Raw genomic sequence first — 21,582 nt, 5'->3', positions numbered from 1 at the left:
CATATTTTCGGCTATGGCTTCACAAGAACCCCTATCGTTTCAGGACCTGATCCTGACGCTTCACCACTATTGGTCCGAACAGGGCTGCGTCATCCTCCAGCCTTACGATATCGAGGTCGGCGCTGGTACGCTGCATCCGGCGACGGTGCTGCGCGCGCTCGGCCGCAAGCCATGGAAGTGCGCCTATGTCCAGCCGTCGCGCCGCCCGGTCGATGGCCGCTATGGCGAAAACCCGAACCGCCTCCAGCACTATTACCAGTATCAGGTCATCCTGAAGCCCAATCCGGAAAACCTTCAGGAGCTGTATCTCGGCTCGCTGAAGGCGATCGGGCTCGATACCTCGCTGCACGACATCCGCTTTGTCGAAGACGACTGGGAAAATCCGACGGTCGGGGCCTGGGGGCTGGGCTGGGAGGTATGGTGCGACGGCATGGAAGTCACACAGTACACCTACTTCCAGGGTGTCGGCGGCATCGAGGTCGACGTCGTATCGGGCGAGCTGACCTACGGGCTGGAACGCCTGTGCATGTATCTGCAGAACGTCGATAATGTCTATGACCTGAAGTTCAACAAGGACGGTGTCAAGTACGGCGACGTCTTCCTGGAAAACGAGCGCCAGCAGTCGGCCGCCAACTTTACCGGATATGACGTCGATGGCCTGAAGCGCCGCTTCGAGGACATGGAACGCGAAGTGTCGCGCCTGCTGGGCATGACGGGACCGCAGGGCCAGGCCCTGGTCCTGCCGGCCTATGACCATGTGCTGAAGGCTTCGCACCTGTTTAACCTGATGGACGCCCGCGGCGCCATCGCCGTCGCCGAACGGCAATCCTATATCGGCCGTATCCGCGACCTCTGTAAGGCCTGTGCCCAGGAATGGGCGCGCCAGGAAGAGGAGCGCGCCTGATGCCCCAGTTGTTGATCGAACTGCAATCCGAAGAAATCCCCGCCCGTATGCAACTGGGGGCGGCGCGCGATTTCGAGCGCCTGTTCGGCGCCAAGCTGACCGCATCCGGCCTGACCTACGACTCGATCAAGGCCTATGTTGGTCCACGCCGTCTGGCCCTGGTCGTTGAAGGCCTGCCGGTCGAGACGGCCGCCGTCACCGAAGAGGTCAAGGGTCCGAAAGAGGGCGCGCCGGAACAGGCCATGGCCGGTTTCCTGCGCAAGGTCGGCCTGACGCAGGACCAGTTGACGCTGGAAAACGGCGTGTGGCTGGCGCGGATCGAAAAGCCGGGCCGCAAGACCGCCGACAGCCTGTCGGGCATGCTGATGGACGTCATCCTCGGCTTCCCATGGCCGAAGTCGATGCGTTCGGGCACGTCGAGCTTCCGCTGGGTGCGGCCGCTGAAGCGCATCCTGTTCCTGTTTGATGGCCAAGTCATCCCATTTGAACTCGAAGGTCTGGTTGCTGGCAATCAAACCGTTGGTCACCGCTACCTCAGCTCGGGTGAGCCGTTCGCTGTCAACGATTTTGCCAGCTATCAGAAGGGCTTGGCAGACAATTCCGTAATCCTGGATCATGCTGAGCGTCAGGCCGTCATTCTCGACAAGGCGCGCGCCGTCTGTGATGTCGCTGGTTGCGAGCTGATGGACGATCAGGGGCTGCTGGAAGAGGTCGCGGGCCTCAACGAATGGCCGGTGCCGATTCTCGGCGACATGGACCCGCGCTTCCTGACCCTGCCGCCCGAAGTCATCAAGACGTCTATGCGCACGCATCAGAAGTACTTTGCCGTGCGCGACAAGGCGACGGGCAAGATGGCGGCGCATTTCGTCATTGTCGCCAACACCCGTGCGGTAGACGGCGGCGAAGAAATCAAGCGCGGCAATGCCAAGGTCCTTTCGGCGCGTCTGTCGGACGGTGTCTTCTTCTGGACCGAGGACAATAAGGCGGGGAACTTCGATGGCTGGCTGGAGCGTCTGAAGGGCACCACCTTCCACGTCAAGCTTGGCACGATGGCCCAGCGCGTCGAGCGCATTACGGCTTTGGCCAAGTATATCGCGCCGCTGTTGAAGGCGGATCCGGCCGTGGCGACTGAAGCCGCGCGTCTGGCCAAGGCCGATCTGGCGTCCAAGATGGTTGGGGAATTTCCGGAACTTCAAGGGGTTATGGGCGGATATTACGCCGATGCCGCAAAGCTGCCGGCCGATATCGCTAATGCCATCCGTGAGCATTACAAGCCGCAGGGACCGGGCGACACGGTGCCGACCGGCGCCATCAGCGCGACGGTCGCTCTGGCTGACAAGATCGATACGCTGGTCGGCTTCTTCGCTATCGATGAAAAGCCGACGGGCTCGAAGGACCCCTACGCCTTACGCCGTTCGGCGCTCGGCATCCTTCGTATCTTGCGCGAACACAATGCCCGCTTGTCGTTGACGGCTTTGGTCAAAGCATGGTTCGCCAATGTCGGTTCAGGTCCGCAAGGCGTGCGTCAGGCTGCTGACGTCACGGGCGAAATCCTCGACTTCTTCACCGATCGTCTCAAGGTGCAACTGCGCGAAGATGGCCGCAATCACGAAGTCATCGACGCTGTCCTGGCCAACAAGGACGACGACATGGTTCGTGTCGTCGGCCGCATCGACGCGCTGGATCGCGTGCTGCAATCACCGCAGGGCCAGGACGCTTTGGCGGCGCACAAGCGCGCGGCCAATATCCTGGCGGCCGAAGCCAAGAAGGGCGCCCTGCCGCAAGGCGAGGCCGAGGTCCAGCCCGGCGCGCCCGATGTCGAACTGGCCTTGATTCAACAGTTGAAAACGCAAAAAGGCGTGATCGAAAATCTGCTTAATGCAGAAAATACATATGAGGCCTTGCTAAGTCTTGCTGCATTGCGGCAAAATGTCGATGCGTTCCTTGATGGAGTCCTGGTCAATGCGGACGATGCGGCTGTGAGGGCCAATCGACTGAAACTTCTTGCCCAGGTTTGTGCCTTGTCGGCGCCCGTCGCGGACCTAAGTCGTATAGCGTAAGCGCATTCCGAAACGAAGTTCGGCGTAGCCAAAAGTGCCACGCGGTTTTCGGATAAGATGCGCGACAAACTAAAGCGTAATCACGCCTCAAAATGCCGGGCGTGAAGTAATCGAAAACTTATAAACAAAACACCTAGTTTTCGACCAAGCGTACTCAAACCAAAAACGCTGTCAGTGAAGAGGGAAAGTTTCATGACAAAGCACTGGGTCTATGCCTTCCAGGCGGGGAAGGCGGATGGCGATGCCACCATGAAGGAATTGTTGGGCGGTAAGGGCGCGAATCTCGCCGAGATGTCGTCGCTGAACCTGCCCGTTCCTGCCGGTTTCACCATAACGACCGAAGCCTGCGTCCACTATTTTCGTAACAATTCCGAGCTGCCCGAGGGCCTGATCGACGAAGTCGAAGCCAACCTGGCCGACCTCGAAAAGGTCACCGGCAAGGGCTTTGGCGACGTGAAGAACCCGTTGCTGGTCTCGGTGCGCTCAGGCGCGCGCGCTTCGATGCCGGGCATGATGGACACGGTCCTGAACCTGGGCCTGAACGACGCCACGGTCGATGGCCTGGCCGAGCTGACCGGCGACCGGCGCTTTGCACTCGACTGCTATCGCCGCTTCATCACCATGTATTCCAACGTCGTGCTAAACGTGTCGCACCACGCCTTCGAAGATATCCTGGATGATCACAAGGACCGCCTTGGCGTCAGCGTAGACACCGACATCCAGGCCAAGGACTGGGAACGCATCATCGCCGACTACAAGGCCATGGTCCGCAACGAACTCGGCCGCGATTTCCCGCAAGACCCTAAGGACCAGCTTTGGGGCGCCGTGAAGGCCGTCTTCGGGTCGTGGATGAACGACCGCGCCAAGTTCTACCGCAAGATGCACGACATCCCCGAAGACTGGGGCACGGCCGTGAATATCCAGTCGATGGTCTTCGGCAATATGGGCGAAACCTCTGCGACCGGCGTGGCCTTTACGCGCAACCCGTCGACCGGTGATGGCGACCTTTACGGCGAATTCCTGCTGAACGCCCAGGGCGAAGACGTGGTGGCCGGTATCCGCACGCCGCAGGCCTTGACGCGCAAGGCCCGTGAAGAAATGGGCGAGCGGTCTCCGTCAATGGAAGAGTCGCTGCCCGAGGTCTTCGCACAGTTCAAGACGACCGTCGACACGCTGGAAAACCACTATCGCGACGTCCAGGACGTGGAGTTCACGGTAGAGCAGGGCAAGCTCTACATGCTCCAGACTCGCAACGCCAAGCGCACCTCCAAGGCGGCGCTCAAGATCGCCGTTGACATGGCAAAGGAAGGCCTGATCACGCCGCAGGAAGCGCTGCTGCGCGTTGATCCGGCCAGCCTGGACCAACTGCTGCACCCGATGCTGGACCCCAAGGCCGAGAAGATCGTCGTCGCCAAGGGCCTGCCGGCATCGCCGGGCGCGGCTTGCGGCAAGATCGTCTTCACGGCCGACGACGCCGTCCGTCTGGCAGCCGCCGGCGAAGACGTCATCTTGGTCCGCGACGAAACCTCGCCCGAGGACATCCACGGTATGCACGCCGCCAAGGCCATCGTCACGGCGCGCGGCGGCATGACCAGTCACGCGGCGGTCGTCGCCCGCGGCATGGGCCGTCCGTGTGTCTCCGGCGCCGGTGAGATGCAGATCTACTCGGATCGCGGTGAATTCGTCGCTCGTGGCCAGACCTTCCGGCACGGCGAAGTCATCACGCTCGATGGCTCGACCGGCGAAATCATCAAGGGCGCGGTCCGCATGATCGAGCCCGACTTCTCGGACGACTTCCACCAGATCATGGCCTGGGCGGACGAATTCAAGCGCCTTGAGGTCCGCACCAATGCCGAAACGCCGGCTGATGCCCGCACGGCTCTGGGCTTCGGCGCCCAGGGCATCGGCCTGTGCCGCACCGAGCACATGTTCTTCGATGACGAGCGCATCACCGCCGTCCGCGAAATGATCCTGGCCGACGACGAGGCCGGCCGTCGCAAGGCGCTGGCCAAGATCCAGCCGATGCAAAAGGCGGATTTCGTCGAGCTGTTCAAGATCATGGACGGCCTGCCGGTCACGGTGCGCCTGCTGGACCCGCCGCTGCACGAATTCCTGCCGCATTCGGAGGAAGACGTGAAGATGGTGGCCGAAAGCACGGGCGTCGGCGCCGACAAGCTGTACAAGCGCACCAAGGAACTCTCTGAAGCTAACCCGATGCTGGGCTGGCGCGGCTGCCGTCTCGGCATCACCTTCCCGGAAATCTACGAATCGCAGCTGACGGCCATCTTCGAGGCCGCGGTTGAGGTCGCGGCCGCGGGTGGTAACCCGGTCCCGGAAATCATGCATCCGCTGGTTGCCACCTCGCAGGAAATGGCCAAGCTGTCGGACATGACCCATGCCATCGCCAAGCAGGTCTTCGCCAAGGCCGGGCGTGAGGTCGCCTACAAGACGGGCACCATGATCGAACTGCCGCGCGCGGCCCTGCTGGCCGACAAGCTGGCGGAATCGGCCGAGTTCTTCTCGTTCGGCACCAACGACCTGACCCAGACGACCTATGGCATCAGCCGCGACGACTCGGGCCGGTTCCTGAACCCGTACATCGAAAAGGGCATCTTCGAGAAAGACCCGTTCGTCAGCCTGGACCAGGACGGCGTCGGCGCCCTGATCGAGATCGCCACCGCCAAGGGCAAGTCCACGCGGGGCGATATCAAGCTCGGCATCTGCGGTGAACATGGCGGCGATCCGGCGTCGATCGCGTTTTGCCATAAGATCGGCCTGGCCTATGTGTCGTGCTCACCCTATCGCGTCCCAGTAGCGCGACTGGCGGCGGCGCAAGCGGCGATTGCCGCTGCGAAGTAAGCCTGAGGCGATTTAGCCGTATAGTCAGGGCCGGGGTGAGGGCGCCATGCCACACCCCGGCCTTTGCCTTTCCAAATGGTTAAGAAATCTCGCCTGTCAGGTGTTCGCGCTGGTTGTCTGACGCGGTTAAACGCGATACAAACCCCTAAGACAAAAAAACGAGGGGTGTCTTATGAAGGCCGGAGCCATTTGGTTGGTGGGCGTTACGGGGCTGGCGGCTCTGGGCGCGGTGGGACTTTACCAGACCCTGCCGGGCGTCGAGACCGGCGTTCGTGAAAAGGTCGCCCGTACCCTCGCCGATCAGGGGCTCGATGATGTCCGCGCCACGGTCGATGGCCAGACCGTAACGCTTACGGCCATGGACAATGATCCCGACTCCGCCCGCAAGCTGAAAGAGGCCGAAAAGGCCATCTCCGCTATCGACAGCAACGATATGCCGGGCGGCCAATATGCCCGCCTGGTCACCGACATTCATGTGGGCAAGGTGCTGGAAGGCACGCCGCGCGCCGTGGTCGCTGCCGACGCCGCGCCGATGGTGGCCGCCGGTGCCGCGCCCTTCACGATCAGCGGTGAAAGCGCCACAACGATCGATACCGTGTCCGCCTCCCGTCCGACGGTCGCCGGCAGTGGCGCCGTGCCGATCAGCTCGAACGCCGCGCAAGGCTGCGAAGAGCGTATCCTGGCAGCCATGGGCACGCGCAAGGTCACCTACGTCTTCGGCAGCTACGAACTGACCCCCGAAAGCCAGGTCGTGCTCGACGATGTCTACAAGACGATGGCGTCGTGCCCCGCCGAACTGAAGCTCGAGGTCGCCGCCTATACCGACAATGCCGGCGATGCGGTCGCCAACCAGCTGATCACCAAGTCGCGCGCCCAGGCCGCCGCCGCCGCGCTGGTGTCGCGCGGCCTGCCGCAGGACCGCGTCAGCGCGGCCGGCTATGGTGGCGCGCAACCCATTGCCGACAATGCGACACCGGAAGGCCGTGCGGCCAACCGCCGTGTCGCCTTCCACGTGACGGCGGGATAGGGAGATGGCCATGCTGCATCTGATCTTCGAACTGCGCTGGCTGTTGCTGGGCGCCGCGGGTCTCGGTCTGCTGACCGGCTTTTTCGCGCGCAAACTGGGTTAAGGGACGCCTCCATGCTGAACATGACGTTGCAATCGATCATGCTGCTGGTCGCAGCCTTTGGGGTTTTCGCCATCATCGGCTGGCTGGTCGCCGGCAAGCGCAAGCCCGCCGCGAAGAAGGTCAGTGCGTTTGACACTTTCGAGGTTATCGAAGGCGGGGCCGCCCCTGCGCGCGCCACCCCGGCCGATGTTGTGCATTATGACGTCGCCAAGGCCGCCGAACAGTTCACCTCCGGCGTCGTGGCGCCGCGTGAACCGCAGATGCCTTCCGCCCCGACGTCTTCCGCCGATGTCATGCGCATCGAGCCCCGTTTTGCTGAAACACGTCATGCCGACGTCACCAAGCCCGCCTATGCGCCGCCGGAATTCACACCGCGTGTCGACACCTCGACGCTGCGCATCAATCCGCGCGCGGACTATCTCGATACCAACCTGCAGGGCCGGATTTCCAGCCTGGCCTCGATGACACCGGACAGCGTCGAAGCGGCCGTGCAGCAGGCGGGATCGGGCCTTGAGCCCATGCGTCTCGACGGACCGCGCGGCGGCATCGACGACCTGACCGTCATTTCAGGCGTCGGGCCGGGCAACCAGCAGGAGCTGAACGAACTCGGCATCTACCACTACTGGCAGATCGCGTCATGGACGCCGGAAAACGTCGCCTGGGTGTCCAATCGCATCCGCTTCCCCAAGCGCATCGTCCGGGAAAACTGGATGGCGCAGGCCGCCAAGCTGTCGAAGCGCATCTGATCTAAACCTTCGCTTGGGCTGGATATCCGCGCCGTTTCGTTTCTGAGTGGTCGCATGCTTGTACGAAAAACCGGTTTCCACTTTTTCGAAGCATGCTCTATAAGGCGCGGATGCCTTTAAAAGTTGCCATTGTTGGCCGACCCAATGTCGGCAAATCGACCCTGTTCAATCGCCTCGCGGGCAAGAAGCTGGCCATCGTTGATGACCGGCCTGGCGTCACACGCGACCGCCGCTATGCGACCGGCCGGTTAGGCGATATCGACCTCGAACTGATCGACACTGCCGGTTTCGAAGACCTGGATGACGAAAGTCTCGAGTCACGGATGCGCCGCCAGACCGAAAAGGCCATCGAAGAGTGCGATGTCGCGTTCTTTGTCGTCGATGCGCGCGAAGGCGTCATGCCGCTCGACCGCATCTTTGCCGACATCCTGCGCCGCCATGACACGCCTGTCATCCTGATCGCAAATAAAGCCGAGGGCTATCAGGCCGCCGCCACCGCCGAAGAGGCACGTGTCCTGGGCTTTGGTGAGCCGCTGCACCTGTCGGCCGAACACGGCGAGGGCATGTCGGAGCTTTACGAAGCCGCCGAACGTTATCGCCAGCTGGTCGAAGGCGACTTCATCGCTGAGGACGAAGAAGGCGACGAAGACGACGACACCAAGCCGATCCGCATCGCCATTATCGGCCGCCCCAATGCCGGAAAGTCGACCCTGATCAACAAGATGCTGGGCGAAGACCGGCTTCTGACCGGGCCCGAAGCCGGCATCACCCGCGACTCGATTTCGGTCGAATGGCAGTACGATGGCCGTCAGATCCGCCTGGTCGATACCGCCGGCCTGCGCCGGAAGGCGCGCGTCCAGGAAAAGCTGGAAAAGATGTCGACCGCCGACACCATCCGCGCCATCACCTTCGCCGAGGTCGTCGTCCTGGTCATGGACGAGGCCAATGCTTTCGAAACCCAGGACCTGCAGATCGCCGACCTGGTTGAACGCGAAGGCCGCGCCTTGATCTACGCCATTTCCAAATGGGACCTGGTTGAGGAGCCGCAGGCGCGCCTGGCTGAAATCCTAGAGACGTCCGAGCGCATGCTGCCGCAGCTGAAGGGCACGCAACTGGTGACCCTATCGGGCGCGACCGGCCGCGGCGTCGACCGCCTCATGCCCGCCGTCATGAAGGTCTACCGTAACTGGTCGGCCAAGGTGAAGACGCGCGACCTCAATGACTGGCTGGCCCTGGCGGTGCAGCGCCATCCGCCCCCCGCCGTCGACGGCAAGCGCATCAAGCCGAAATACATGGCCCAGACCAAGGGGCGGCCGCCGACCTTTGTGCTGTTCGCGTCGCGCGCCTACGCCATGCCGGATCATTATCGCCGCTATCTTATCAATAGTTTGCGCGAGTCTTTTGATCTTCCGGGAGTGCCGATCCGTCTGACGGTCAAGGCCAATGCCAATCCGTTCGTCGATGGCGAGGAGGGCTCAGGCCCGCCGCGTATCCGCGCCAAGCCGAAGGCGAAGCCGGGCGAAAAGCCGGCGCACCCCGGCCGCGTTCGCCAGCGTCCCAAGGGAGCGGAGCCCGCAACGCCCAAGGTCAAGGCCAAGCCGCGCGCCGAAGCCGCCAAGGCCAAGAGCTTCCGTGCCCGTCCTGCCGGCCCCAGCACCAAGCCGGGCGCTGCCGGCCCCGGCGGCCGTTCGGGCAAACCTGGCGGCAGGAAGCGCTGATCGTGCTCAAACCGCTGTTGCCGGACAACGAAGCGGTCCGGGCGCTCAACAATGTCTTTGCGGCTGAGACCTCATATATTGAGGCCGGTGATTGGGCGCGTCTCGTCGCGCAGGCGCGCGTGGCCGTGTTTGCGGCGCCAGCCGATGCCTTCTTGTTGGTGCTCGACCACGACGCCGATTACGACAGTCCGAACTTCCTGTGGTGGAAGGAACGTCGCGACCGTTTTCTGTATGTCGATCGCGTTGTCGTGGCTGCGACCGCGCAAGGCCGTGGCCTGGGGCGCCAGCTTTATGCGCACGCCGTGGATGAGGCGCGCCGCTTGGGTTTCGAGCGCATCGTCTGCGAGATCAATATTGATCCGCCCAATCCCGGTTCGGTCGCCTTTCATACGGCGCTGGGGTTTACGCCCGCCGGCGAACAAAAATTGTCGAACGGTAAGACGGTTGGCTATTTCGAGTTGGAACTATAAGCGTTCCAGGACGCGGCCAAGCCGGGCCAGCATGTCATCGATATCGGCTTCGGTGACATCCAGCGGAGGACGGAAGCGAATGCTGTCGGTGCCGGCGCCCAGCAAGATCAGGTTTTCCGTTTCCAGCGCCAGGTCGACCAATCGCGCCTTGTTGCCGGCGCCAAAGACGGTAAAGCCCTGATAGAGGCCGAGACCCCGGACATTGCCGATCTTGTCGGCGAACTTCTCCGTCAGCGGCATCATGCCGTCGATCAGGTAGGCGGTCTTGGTGGGAACGGCTGCAAGCAGAGCTTCGTCTTCGACGATCTGCCATTCCTCGACGAAGCGGACCATGTCGGCCAGGGCGCCGCCCCAGGTCGAATCGAGCACGCCGATGTCCTGCATCGAGTTAAGCATGTAGACGACGCCATTGCCGAACTTCTTGGCGGTGGCGACGGCATGCGGCGGGTGGGGAACGTCGAACAGGTCGATGGCGAAGACCTCGCCGGTCTGGCCGCCCGAGGTCTGCACCTCGTCAAGGCCCCAACCGATATCGTACTTGTGGCACAGCTCGGACAGGCCGCGATAGAATTCCGGCATGGCCAGGCGGTGGCCGCCAGCGCCTTGCAGCGGCTCTAGGATCACACCGGCGATCTCGTCGCCATGCAGGCGCATCAGGAATTCGAGGTTCGACAGGGCCTGTTCGACCGCGGCCAGGTTTTCGGCGTGGCTGAGGCGGCTGTCGACACCCGGGAAGGGCACCTGCAGATTGCCCTGGATCAGCCCCTGGAAGTCGCGCGTGGCGACCGGATCATTGGCCAGCTTGGTGATGTTGAGCGTGTAGACCGTGCGGCCATGGAAGGCCTGGTCGAAATAGATGAAGCGGTGGTTCAGGACGGCGTTTCCACGTGCCTTCTGTTTGTGGTGATGGAGATTGATGAGATATTTCATCATGTTCTCAACCGCTTCGGCGCCGGAATTGACAGCGTAGACTTCGACGCGGCCGTTTTCCGTCATGCATTTCGGCGCCAGGCGATGCAAAAGGCGGTAATAGGCCAGGCATTGCGGCGTCAGGAAGTCGGGATTGGCCATTTTAGTGTTGGCGGCGGTGACCAGCCGGCGGACATAGTCGGGCGCATAGAGGCGTGGGTGGTTGTAGCCCAACAGCCGCGAGCCATAGAGACCCGTCCAGTCGCACAGGCGCTCACCGTCGACAGTGGCCAATTCCATGCCCTTCGACTGTTCGAGATCGACAACGAACGGATAGGGTTCGGCGATGACATAGGTCGACAATTCGTCGAGCATGGCGGCGCTGAGCGGACCGGGATAGACGGGGCGAGGGGCATGTGCGGTCATGTCCCGAGATTAGTATCAAAAATTAAAATTGAAAGGAATTTTGCGCATTTTGCATTCCGTAATGCGCAAAATGGCAATGCTGTCACTTCGCTTCTGACGAAGCGAAGTGACAGCATTGATTTTTATTATGTCGCATTTCCTGCGGCGAACCCCAGAGACGTTTTTTGGCACTTCGCCGGGAATGCTCTAGGACGCCTGTGCCTTGGTCCAATCGCGAAAGTCGACGACATCGCCGGGCGGCGTGCGCGCCGGATCGGCCAGTTCCAGCATCAGCGGCACGATCTCGTCCGGATGTGGGATCGACATCGGATCTTCGCCCGGGAAGGCGGCGGCGCGCATACGGGTACGCACCGGGCCGGGGCTTAAGAGCGCCGCGCGGACCTTGGTGATTTCGAGCTCATCGTTCCAGGTACGGACCAGGGTTTCCAACGCGGCCTTGGTGGCGCCATAAGGTCCCCAGAAGGCGCGGCCGTGGGTGACGCCTTGTCCGGTCGTAAAGAAGACGGCGCGGCCGGCGTCGGATTGGCGCAGCAACAGTTCCAGTGAACGCATCAGCCGCCAGGATGCCGTCAGGTTGACGGCGACGATCTTGTCGAAGTCCTTCGGCTCATGATGCGTTACCGGCGACAGCGTGCCCAGCACGCCGGCGGCATGGATCAGGGTGTCGACACGGCCGAAGCGCTCATAGAGGGCTGCGGCCAGACGATCGCAGGCGTCGCCGTCGGTGATGTCGAAGGGGATAAGCGTCGCGTGCTGGCCGGTCGCGGCGAAAACTTCGTCGTCCAATTCCTCAAGGCTGGCCTTGGAGCGGGCGCAGGCGATGACCTGGGCGCCGGCCTTGGCAAGGCCCAGAGCGCAGGCGCGGCCAATACCACGCGATGCGCCTGTGACGAGGGCGATGCGGCCGGTTTGCGATGTCATGAGATCGGTCTCTTAGTTCGCGCTGGCCAGCAGCGACAATTGATGTCCGGGCGACTCGGCTTCATCGAGCGCGTTTTCGCGGTCGGTGAGGCGCGTCGGGTAATCGCCGGTGAAATAGTGGTCGGTGAATTGCGGGCAGTCCGGATCGCGGCGATTGTGACCCATGGCCTTATAGAGGCCGTCGACAGACAGGAAGCCCAAGGAATCACATTCCAGCATCTGGCGCATTTCTTCGAGGGAGTGGTTGGCGGCCATGAGTTTATCACGATCCGGCATGTCGATGCCGTAGAAGTCGGGCCACATGATCGGCGGGCTGGCCGAACGCAGGTGGACTTCCTTGGCGCCGGCTTCGCGGACCATGCGGACGATCTTGACCGAAGTCGTGCCGCGCACGATCGAGTCGTCGATCAGGATGACGCGCTTGCCTTCCAGGACGACGCGGTTCGGCGAGTGCTTCTTGCGGACGCCCAGGTCGCGGATGTTCTGGGTCGGCTGGATGAAGGTGCGGCCGACATAGTGGTTGCGGATGATGCCGAGCTCGAACGGCAGACCCGACTGTTCCGAGAAGCCGAGCGAGGCAGGGACGCCCGAATCCGGCACCGGCACGATGATGTCGGCGTCGGCGGGATGTTCGAGAGCCAGTTGCCGGCCCATCGCCTTGCGGACTTCGTAGATCGACTTGCCGTTCACGACACTATCGGGACGCGCGAAATAGACATATTCGAACAGGCAGGGACGCGCCGGGCGGCTGTCGAACGGCTTGAACGACTTCAGGCCATTCTCGTCGATCTGGACGACTTCACCGTGTTCGACGTCGCGCACGAAGGTCGCGCCGATCATGTCGAGCGCGCAGGTTTCCGACGCAAGGACGTAAGATGTACCGAGCTTGCCGATGACCAGCGGACGGATGCCCAGCGGATCGCGCGCGCCGATCAGCATCTTGCGCGTCAGGGCGACGAGCGCGAAACCGCCTTCGAGGTTGCTGAGCGCTTCCATGAAGCGGTCGATGATCTTGAGGCCGCGCGAGCGGGCAATCAGATGCAAAATGACCTCCGAATCGGAGGTCGACTGGAAGATGGAGCCCTCGGCGACGAGCTTCGTCCGCAGATGCATGAAATTGGTCAGATTGCCGTTGTGGGCAATGGCGATGCCGCCCTGGTCGAGGTCGGCGAACATCGGCTGGACGTTGCGGATAAACGATCCGCCGGCGGTCGAATAGCGCGTGTGGCCGATGGCAGCATTGCCCTGCAGCCGTTTGGTCAGGTCGGCGCCGGTAAAGACATCGCCGACCAGGCCGTGTTCGCGTTCGATATAGAAGCGGCGGCCATCGCAGCTTGCCAGACCACAGGCTTCCTGGCCGCGGTGCTGCAGCGCATGCATGCCTAAGACCGTCACGGCGCTGGCGTCGGCCATGCCGTAAATACCAAAGACCCCGCATTCAAGGCGGGGCCTGTCGTCTTCGATGTCGCGGGACACCTGTTGTGTATCGGTAAGGTCGGACAGGTCAAGCTGGGCAGGCAGCATGGCTTCTCTTTTCAAAAACGCGAAAGAACTGTCCTGACATATAGGGACAGAGTCTTACTTTTCCACTCCCGGCACGTCGTCGACGGCGTCGGTACCTTTCGGGAGCACCGCCTTGATCGTCTGGGCCGCCCGGACGCTCAAGGGATAAACCTTGGCGTTGACGAACCATTTCGGCTGGCGCTGAATAGGTGTGACGGCGGAAAAAATCAAATGGAAAACGCCGATAATGATCAGTGTCCAGAGGAGTCCGATCAGGACACCCAGGCCACGGTCGACATGACCCAGCGCCTTTTGCTTGTGCAGCTTGTCCGAAAGGGCCTGACCGAGGTAGCGCAGGCCCATGAACAGGATGATGAAGACGATAAAGGCGGCGATGTAACCGGTCAGGTCGTCGAGATGAAAGGCGTTCTGCAGGAAGCTTTTCGACATCACCGCCAAGGGAATGGAGATGAAGAAAGCGGCCAGGTTGACGATTTGGCGCAGGGCACCGGTCGCAAAGCCGTAGAAGCCGAAAACGGCCAGCAAGGCCAGAAAGATGAAATCGTAAAATTCCACTGAGAATGCCCCCTGAGCCCTGACGGCTCGCCCGCCGATGAGGCTCAACAGATACCATCGATCCCGGAAATTAACAACACGCGTTAACCTTTCCCAGCGTTGAACGCCTAGACGTCGACCGGAAGCAGTCTGGAAATGGCTTCTGACAAGCTGTTGAATCCATGCACCTTCAGCGGTGGATTTTCCATCGCGTTCTGAGCCGTCACCGCGCTCGAGAAGCCGAGCTTCAGCGCCTCCTTAAGGCGGCCCTCGGTGCGGCTGACGGTACGGACATCGCCCGACAGGCTGATTTCGCCGAAAACGACACAATCGCGGGGAAGCGGCGTATCGGTCAGGGCCGAGACCAGTGCCATCGCGGCGCACAGGTCGGCGGCGGGTTCCGAGATGCGCAAGCCGCCTGCGACATTAAGATAGACGTCCTTCTGGCCGAAGGCGACGCCGCAGCGCGCCTCAAGTACCGCCAGGATCATGGCCAAGCGCCCGGAATCCCAGCCGACAACGGCACGGCGCGGCGTGCCATAGGCGGACGGGGCAACGAGCGCCTGAACCTCGACAAGCACAGGGCGTGAGCCTTCGATACCGGCAAAGACCGCTGAACCCGAGGCGCGCTCTGAGCGGTCGCCCAGGAACAGCGCCGACGGGTTCGGCACTTCGCGCAGGCCCGAATCGCCCATCTCGAAGACGCCGATCTCGTCGGTGGCGCCAAAACGGTTCTTGGTGCCGCGCAGGATCCGGAACGGATAGCCGCGCTCCCCTTCGAACGACAGAACGGCGTCGACCATGTGCTCCACGACGCGCGGACCGGCGATCTGGCCTTCCTTGGTGACGTGGCCGACCAGGATGACCGAGGTGCCCTTCTTCTTCGCCAGGCGCACCAGTTCGCCGGCGCAGGCGCGGACCTGCGACACGGACCCTTGCGCGGCCTCGACGGCGTCGCTCCACAGCGTCTGGATCGAATCGATGACAACAAGATCAAACTGCTCGCGCTTCAGGGCTTCGAGGATGGCGCGCAGCCCGGTTTCGGCGGCCAGGTCGACCGGCGCCTTTGACAGGCCCATGCGGGCGGCGCGGCCCCTGATCTGTTCGACGGCTTCTTCACCGGAAATGTAGGCGATGCGCAGGCCCTGATTGGCGGCGCTGGCCGTGACCTGAAGCAGGAGGGTCGACTTGCCGACGCCGGGGTCGCCGGCGATCAGGATGGCCGAGCCCGGTACAACGCCGCCGCCGCAGACGCGGTCGAATTCGGTCACGCCCGTGATCATGCGCGCAGGCGCTTCATCCACGCTGTCAAGCGTTTCGAATTGCAGCTTGTTCAGACGTGAAATCTTGCCGGTTTCGGGCTTCAGTCCGCCCGGCGGCGTCGAAAACGTCTCCTGGACCAATGTGTTCCAGGCGCTGCATCCCGTGCACTGGCCGCTCCACTTGCTGTGGACGCTGCCGCAGGACTGACAGACATAGGAGGTGTGGTCACGGGCCATGGACGGTCTTTCGCAGATTAATGTTCTGCATATGTTCCGGTTTGGCTGGTCTGTCAAGAGGCCAGATAACGGCGCGGTACGCGGGCGGCGATGCGCGTCAGCAATTCATAGGCGATGGTGCCGGACAGGTCCGCGACCTCGTCGATATTCTGGCGCGGCCCCAGAATCTCGACCCAGTCATTGACCGTAACGTCGAGCCCGGTGACGTCCAGGCCGCACAGGTCCATGGAGATGCGGCCTGTCAATGGTTGCTGATGGTGTGCAACGTGGGCAAAGCCTTTTCGGGCAAAGCTGCGCATCAGACCATCGGCATAGCCGACGCCGACGGTCGCGACGCGCATGTCGGCCTTGGCGGCAAAGGTGGCGCCATAGCCGATCGTCTCGCCGGCGCGGACATCACGGACCTGAAGGACGCGGGCCGACAGGGTGGCGACCGCGCGCAGGTGCGGCGTCGCCTGACCGAATGGACCGCCGCCATAGAGGCAGATGCCTGGCCGTGTCAGGTCTAAGCTATAGTCCGCTCCCAGGAAATGCCCGGCGCTGTTAGCCAGGGATGCGGGAATGCCAGGGAATTGCGCGGCTACGGCGCGAAACGCCGTCAACTGTTGCGCGTTCATCGGATGGCCGGCTTCATCGCCGCACGCCAGGTGGCTCATGACCAGCGTCAGGTCGTGCGCGCCGCGGCCGGGCAGGGCCGCGATCTCTTCCGGGCGGACACCCAGCCGGTTCATGCCGGTATCGATATGCAGCGCTGCCTTGATGCCGACCGGGCCAGAAATCCATTGTTGATACTGGGCGACGGTATTCACCACCGGCCGCAGGTCATGGACGGCGAATGCGACCGGATCGCTCAAGCCGTCAAGGACATAGATGACCGGACCGCCGGCCAGGATGCCGCGCAACGCTATGCCTTCCTCGAGGCGCGCAACGAAGAAGGTCTGCGCGCCGTGCTTGACCAGATGCGGCGCCACGCCGGCACAGCCCAGCCCATAGGCATCGGCCTTGACGACCGGAGCGACCTCGGCGCTGCCCGCGCGCTTCTGCAGCGTGCGATAATTGGCGAGCAGGGCACTCAGATCGATATCAAGGCGCGCGGTCGGCGAGTCGGAAAGCATAGGATTGCGCTATCACAACGGGGTCTGGAATCCTATTCGCGATCGTAATTGGCGTAACGTTCAGGGTTCGCCAGGTTGCCGAAGCGCGTGTAGTTCTCGTCGAACGAGACGCGGACCGTGCCGATGGGGCCGTGACGCTGCTTACCCAGGATGACTTCGGCTGTGCCGCGCGTGCGATCCATGTCTTCCTGCCACTTCAGGTGCTCTTCGGTGCCTTCACGCGGTTCGGCGCGACCGAGGTAATAGCTTTCACGATACACGAACATGACGATGTCGGCGTCCTGCTCGATCGAGCCCGATTCCCGCAGGTCCGACAACTGGGGGCGTTTGTCGTCGCGGCTTTCGACCTGACGCGACAGCTGCGACAGGGCGATGACCGGGATGGCCAGTTCCTTGGCCAGCGATTTCAGGCCCATGGTGATGGTCGAGATTTCCTGGACGCGGTTCATGTTGGAGCCGTCGCCGATGGTGATCAGCTGAAGGTAGTCGACGATGAGGCAATCAAGTCCCGAGGTGCGCTTGAGACGCCGGGCGCGGGCGGTCAACTTTGCCAGGCTGATGCCGCCGGTATCGTCAATATACAGCGGTGCCGAGGCGATTTCCATGGCGGCCTCTTTCAGGCGCATGAATTCGCTGGCGTCGATCTCGCCTTTGCGCATCTTGTCCGAGGCGACGCTCGAGGCATCGGCGAGCAGACGTGAGGCCAACTGGTCGGCTGACATTTCGAGCGAATAGAAGGCCACGACGCCGCCGCTGACCGTCTTGCGCGTGCCGTCGGGCTGCGGCTCATAGGCGTAGGCGCGGGCGATATTCATGGCGATGTTGGTCGCCAGCGCGGTCTTGCCCATCGATGGACGGCCGGCCAGGATCAAAAGGTCGGACTTGTGCAGCCCGCCCATCTGTTTGTCGAGATCGACCAGACCGGTTGAAATGCCCGACAGGCCGCCGTCACGGTTGAAGGCTTCTTCGGCCAGGTGCAGGGCGCCGGAGACGGCTTCGGAAAAAGGCACGAAGCCGGTGGAATTCGAACCCGTCTCGGCCATGGCGAAAAGTTGGGCTTCGGCGACTTCGATCTGTTCGCGCGCTTCGAGCTCGCCATACGCCGACTTGGCGATCTCGCCGCCGAGGCGGATCAGTTCGCGGCGGATGGCCAGGTCGTAAATGACGCGGGCATAGTCATTGGCATTGGCGGCCGGCGGGGCGCGGTCGACCAGGTCGGCGAAGTAACGGATGCCGCCAAGGTCCTGAAAGGCTTGGTCAGCCTTGAACTTGTCGAGCAGGACGATGGGCTCGGCCAGGTGACCGACGCGGATCTGCTCTTCAATTGTCGAGAACAGGCGCTGGTGGAAGGGCTCGTAGAAATGCCGGGCCGCCAGGCCGTCATAGAGGCGTTCATAGGCGCCGTTGTCGAACATCAGGCACCCGAGAAGGGCCTGTTCCGCCTCAAGATTATGAGGAAGCGAAGCGGGGGCGGCGTCCATGGAGGACAGCGGGAGAGGGGCGTCAAGCATGGTGGGCATCTAAAGACTTAAAGCAGGAAAGCAAAGGGGCGTAACGGGGCAAATTGCCGCCGTCCACACCTCTTAATTCACAGTCTGTGGATAATGGGGATAGATGACCAATATAGGTAAGCCGAGGTAAAAGAAAAGCCTCCGCGGCAGAGCCGCGGAAGCCTTAAAGCATGCTCCGAAAAAGTCGAAACCGGTTTTTCGGAACAAGTTATTTAATCAGTGCTTTAGAAGCTTTGGCTGACACGGGCATAGAGGTAGCGGCCGTTAAATCCGAACGGCGAGAAGCGCGTGAAGGCCAGGGCGCCGGCGCCGTTGCCGCTGGTGACATTGAGGTTGGCCGGCGTGGCGTCCGGATATTCGTCCAGCACGTTATCCGCGCCGATCGTCACCACGGTGTTGGTGCGGAAGCGGTAGCTGGCCGACAGGTCGATCAGCGTATGGTCGCCGGTGGGGATGTCGTTGACAGCCAGCGCCGCCGGCTCGGAGACATTGCCGTAATAGGTGGCGCGGGCATTGGCGCCCCACGACCCATTGCTCCAGTCGACCGCCAGGGTGCCCTTGTTTTCGGGCGCCGAACTGGTCAGGATCTGCTGCCGGATACGGGCGAACAGGACCGGCTGGGGGCTCAGCGGCGAGTTGGTGAGCGTCGGCAGGCGGTCGATCTCGGTCGTGTTGTTGTTCCACGCCAGCGACAGGTTGAAGCGGCCGTAATTATCGGTTGGAATACGATAATTGGCAACAACATCAATGCCTTTGGTCGTGGTGTCGACGCCATTGATGAAGAAGCGCGCCGCCGTCACATTGTAGGGCGCCAGAAGCGTGGTGATCTGGCCGCCGGACAGGTTTTCCGACAGGACGATGCGGTCGTCGATGTCGATGCTGTACCCGTCGACCGTGACTTCGAACGGCCCCTTGCGCCAGACAAAGCCCAGGGTCGCGCTGGTCGAGGTTTCGGGCTCAAGCGCTTCGGCGCCCAGAAGCTGGGCGATCTCGCTGGTCGCCGGGAAGGTGCCGGTTTCCAGGATGACTGCCGGCGTGACCGCCGTGTTCAGGTTGCTGGTCGTCGAGGTGAAGAACTGCTGACCCAGCGACGGCGCGCGGAAGCCGGTCGAGACCGAACCACGGACCGCAAAGGCGTCGGTGACGTCGTAGCGCAGGGCCAGCTTGCCCGAGGTGTTGCTGCCGAAATCCGAGTAGTCTTCGTAACGGATAGCTGCGTCGTAGGACAGCTTGTCGGTAAAATCGCCGGCGACGTTGGCGTAGACGCCGATGCTGTTGCGGTCCTCGTCTACGACATTGCTCGGCTGGAAGCCGGGGAAGCCTTGCGCGCCCGCCGGCTTGCCGGCGACCGGACCCGGCGCATAGGACTGCGGCTCGCCTTCGCGGATCGTATAGTTTTCGTTGCGGGCTTCCAGACCAATGGCCAGGGTCAGCGGGCCTGCCAGGCCGACGTCGAACGGGCGGCTGAGATCGGCGTTGAACACGAGCTGGTCGTAGATCAGGCGCCCGTCATAGAAGGACGTATTGGATGCGGTGCCATAGGAGGCGTTGACGCTGTCGCGGGTGTGGAAGTCGACCGTGTTCTGGCCGGTGGTCAGGCTGTAGTCCTGGGTCCATTCGCCCCACGATCCGCGCACGCCGACGGTCGCGGAATGGTCTTCCGAGGTGATGCCGATCAGGGGCAGGAAGCCGTTGGGATAGAGGGCCGCGACATTGCCCGACGCATTGCTGTGGCGGAAGAAGGCGGCGCTTTCCGACTTGATCTTGTTAAAGCCGGCATTGCCATAGAGCTTCCAGCTGTCGTTCAGCGGCACACCGGCGTTGACGAAGACCGAGGTCGTCTGTTGGTCCGGATCGCCATAGCGGGCTGTGACGATCTTCTGGCTGGCGACGGTCGGGTCGGTGTCGATATCGGCGCGGTTGGTGAAGCCACGGTCGCGGTAATGGCCGGACACGGTCAGGAAGCCTTCATCGCCGATCGGCAGGCCAACCCAGCCCGACAGGTCGGTGGTGCGGCCGTCATTGACGTGGCGCGACGAATTGGCCGGCTCGACGTCGGTGTCGTACTCGCCGTAGCTCAAGGTGAGGTTGCCGCCTTCGCGGGCTTCGCGCAGGTGCAGGTTCAGTACGCCAGCGATGGCATCGGAACCGTACTGGGCCGAGGCGCCGTCGCGCAGGACTTCGACGCGGGAAAGCGCGGCTTCAGGGATGGCGTTGAGGTCGACGGCGACCGAGCCACGGCCGGCGGAACCGTTGATGTTGACGAGGGCCGAGGTGTGGCGGCGCTTGCCGTTGATCAGGACCAGGGTCTGGTCGGGCGACAGGCCGCGCAAGGAGGCGGGACGAACGGCGTCGGTGGCGTCGGTGCCCGACGGACGCGGGAAGTTCAGCGACGGGGCGACGCGCGACAGGCCTTGCGCCAGTTCGGTCGAGCCCTGGGCTTCCAGCGTACGCGTGGTGACGACGTCAACGGGAACGAGGGTGTTGAGACGCGAGCGGTTCGAGGCGCGCTGACCGGTGACGACGACCTCGGTGCCTTCGTCGGCGGCGGGTGCTGACGGCGCAGCGTCCTGGGCGTGGGCGGACACGCCCAGTGACAAGGCCAGGGACAGGCCAAGCGCCGTCGAGCGGTACAGGCGCGCGGTGGTGCGGGATGCGTTTGCTTTGATCATGGGGAGGATCTCTCAGCTATCGGTTAGTGTGCGGGTCGTCTTATTTCCGACAAAGTCGGTTTTAATTGCGCCTTATTTGATCCCCCGATGCGACAGTTTAAAGGGGGGCATCGCTGCACATTTATTAAATTCCGACGTTAGAAAAACTACAGTTCTGTTCTGGTAATGGCGTTATGTCGTTATTTTCCAAGCGGTAGAGCGAGCTTACTTGTGATCACATTTAAAGAGCTTGGTAGATTAATTTCGTGTAATCTTTATGGTAATTTTATTCCAAGCCACACCCTGGCCGACTCGGAACGCAAAAACGCCCGGAGGCGTAGGCCTCCGGGCGTTTCAGATGACAATAACTGTCAGGCTGTTAGAGCAGCTGCAGGTTGGCAGCCGACGTCTTACCGCGCTCAGTCACCAGTTCGTAGCTGATCTTCTGGTTGTCGTTCAGACCACGCAGACCGGCCTTTTCAACAGCGCTGATGTGCACGAACACATCGCCGCCGCCTTGATCCGGCTGAATAAAACCATAGCCCTTGGTGGAATTGAACCACTTGACCGTACCTGTTGCCATGATTGGCTCCTTGATATCGCAC

16 protein-coding genes are annotated in these 21,582 nt (G+C 62.3%); 7 read left to right on the top strand and 9 right to left on the bottom strand.

The genetic code is table 11. The annotated features are described in order from the left end of the window. Positions 1-13 precede the first annotated feature (13 nt). The 7 genes from J2X24_RS05190 (at position 14) to J2X24_RS05160 (ending at position 9,887) form a co-directional block, all read left to right on the top strand. Positions 14-904: a glycine--tRNA ligase subunit alpha gene (locus J2X24_RS05190; protein ID WP_209717595.1), complete on the top strand. Its 891-nt coding sequence runs from the start codon at positions 14-16 to the stop codon at positions 902-904. Then, positions 904-2,964 carry a glycine--tRNA ligase subunit beta gene (glyS, locus tag J2X24_RS05185; protein WP_209717592.1) on the top strand — a complete coding sequence of 687 codons (2,061 nt, stop codon included), beginning with the start codon at positions 904-906 and terminating at the stop codon, positions 2,962-2,964. The genes J2X24_RS05190 and glyS overlap by 1 nt, the downstream gene beginning before the upstream one ends. A 192-nt stretch (positions 2,965-3,156) precedes the next feature. Further along, entirely contained in the window at positions 3,157-5,823 is a 2,667-nt protein-coding gene (gene ppdK / locus J2X24_RS05180) for a pyruvate, phosphate dikinase (RefSeq protein ID WP_209717589.1), read from the top strand. A 172-nt stretch (positions 5,824-5,995) separates the two neighbouring features. Continuing rightward, on the top strand, positions 5,996-6,850 hold the full coding sequence (locus tag J2X24_RS05175) for an OmpA family protein (RefSeq protein ID WP_209717585.1): 855 nt from the start codon (positions 5,996-5,998) through the stop codon (positions 6,848-6,850). Positions 6,851-6,964: 114 nt separating this feature from the next. Next, entirely contained in the window at positions 6,965-7,699 is a 735-nt protein-coding gene (locus J2X24_RS05170) for a hypothetical protein (protein ID WP_209717582.1), read from the top strand. 110 nt (positions 7,700-7,809) lie between these two features. After that, the gene (gene der / locus J2X24_RS05165; RefSeq protein ID WP_209717578.1) at positions 7,810-9,417 is read left to right on the top strand and encodes a ribosome biogenesis GTPase Der; all 1,608 of its coding nucleotides are present in this window, start codon (positions 7,810-7,812) and stop codon (positions 9,415-9,417) included. Between the two features lie 2 nt (positions 9,418-9,419). Continuing rightward, on the top strand, positions 9,420-9,887 hold the full coding sequence (locus J2X24_RS05160) for a GNAT family N-acetyltransferase (protein ID WP_310002470.1): 468 nt from the start codon (positions 9,420-9,422) through the stop codon (positions 9,885-9,887). Here the strand turns inward: J2X24_RS05160 and J2X24_RS05155 are convergent. From J2X24_RS05155 to J2X24_RS05115, 9 genes are all read right to left on the bottom strand, one after another. Beyond that, the gene (locus J2X24_RS05155; RefSeq protein ID WP_209717575.1) at positions 9,882-11,222 is read right to left on the bottom strand and encodes an aspartate aminotransferase family protein; all 1,341 of its coding nucleotides are present in this window, start codon (positions 11,220-11,222) and stop codon (positions 9,882-9,884) included. The genes J2X24_RS05160 and J2X24_RS05155 overlap by 6 nt on opposite strands. A 186-nt stretch (positions 11,223-11,408) precedes the next feature. After that, complete coding sequence (locus J2X24_RS05150; protein ID WP_209717572.1) at positions 11,409-12,143, bottom strand: SDR family NAD(P)-dependent oxidoreductase; 735 nt, start codon at positions 12,141-12,143, stop codon at positions 11,409-11,411. 12 nt (positions 12,144-12,155) lie between these two features. Beyond that, the gene (gene purF, locus J2X24_RS05145; protein WP_209717569.1) at positions 12,156-13,667 is read right to left on the bottom strand and encodes an amidophosphoribosyltransferase; all 1,512 of its coding nucleotides are present in this window, start codon (positions 13,665-13,667) and stop codon (positions 12,156-12,158) included. Positions 13,668-13,721: 54 nt separating this feature from the next. Then, a complete protein-coding gene (locus tag J2X24_RS05140) occupies positions 13,722-14,222 on the bottom strand; it encodes a CvpA family protein (protein ID WP_209717566.1) in 501 nt (166 codons plus the stop codon). Positions 14,223-14,329: 107 nt separating this feature from the next. Further along, entirely contained in the window at positions 14,330-15,700 is a 1,371-nt protein-coding gene (radA, locus tag J2X24_RS05135) for a DNA repair protein RadA (protein ID WP_209717563.1), read from the bottom strand. Between the two features lie 53 nt (positions 15,701-15,753). Further along, on the bottom strand, positions 15,754-16,815 hold the full coding sequence (alr, locus tag J2X24_RS05130; RefSeq protein WP_209717560.1) for an alanine racemase: 1,062 nt from the start codon (positions 16,813-16,815) through the stop codon (positions 15,754-15,756). Between the two features lie 32 nt (positions 16,816-16,847). Continuing rightward, positions 16,848-18,326, bottom strand: a complete 1,479-nt coding sequence (locus J2X24_RS05125; RefSeq protein ID WP_245344449.1) for a replicative DNA helicase — start codon at positions 18,324-18,326, stop codon at positions 16,848-16,850. 224 nt (positions 18,327-18,550) lie between these two features. Further along, positions 18,551-20,998, bottom strand: coding sequence for a TonB-dependent receptor plug domain-containing protein (locus J2X24_RS05120; protein ID WP_209717554.1), 2,448 nt, complete (start codon positions 20,996-20,998; stop codon positions 18,551-18,553). A 358-nt stretch (positions 20,999-21,356) separates the two neighbouring features. Further along, positions 21,357-21,560 (bottom strand): cold-shock protein, encoded by a 204-nt coding sequence (locus tag J2X24_RS05115; RefSeq protein ID WP_192619998.1) that lies wholly within the window; start codon positions 21,558-21,560, stop codon positions 21,357-21,359. Between the last annotated feature and the right edge of the window lie 22 nt (positions 21,561-21,582).

Origin of the sequence: Asticcacaulis solisilvae (assembly GCF_017875235.1) — a bacterium.
GTDB classification, from domain to species: Bacteria; Pseudomonadota; Alphaproteobacteria; order Caulobacterales; family Caulobacteraceae; genus Asticcacaulis; species Asticcacaulis solisilvae_A.
Note: the sequence above shows the minus strand (reverse complement) of the source record. Positions and strands in the feature narration are given on the sequence as shown.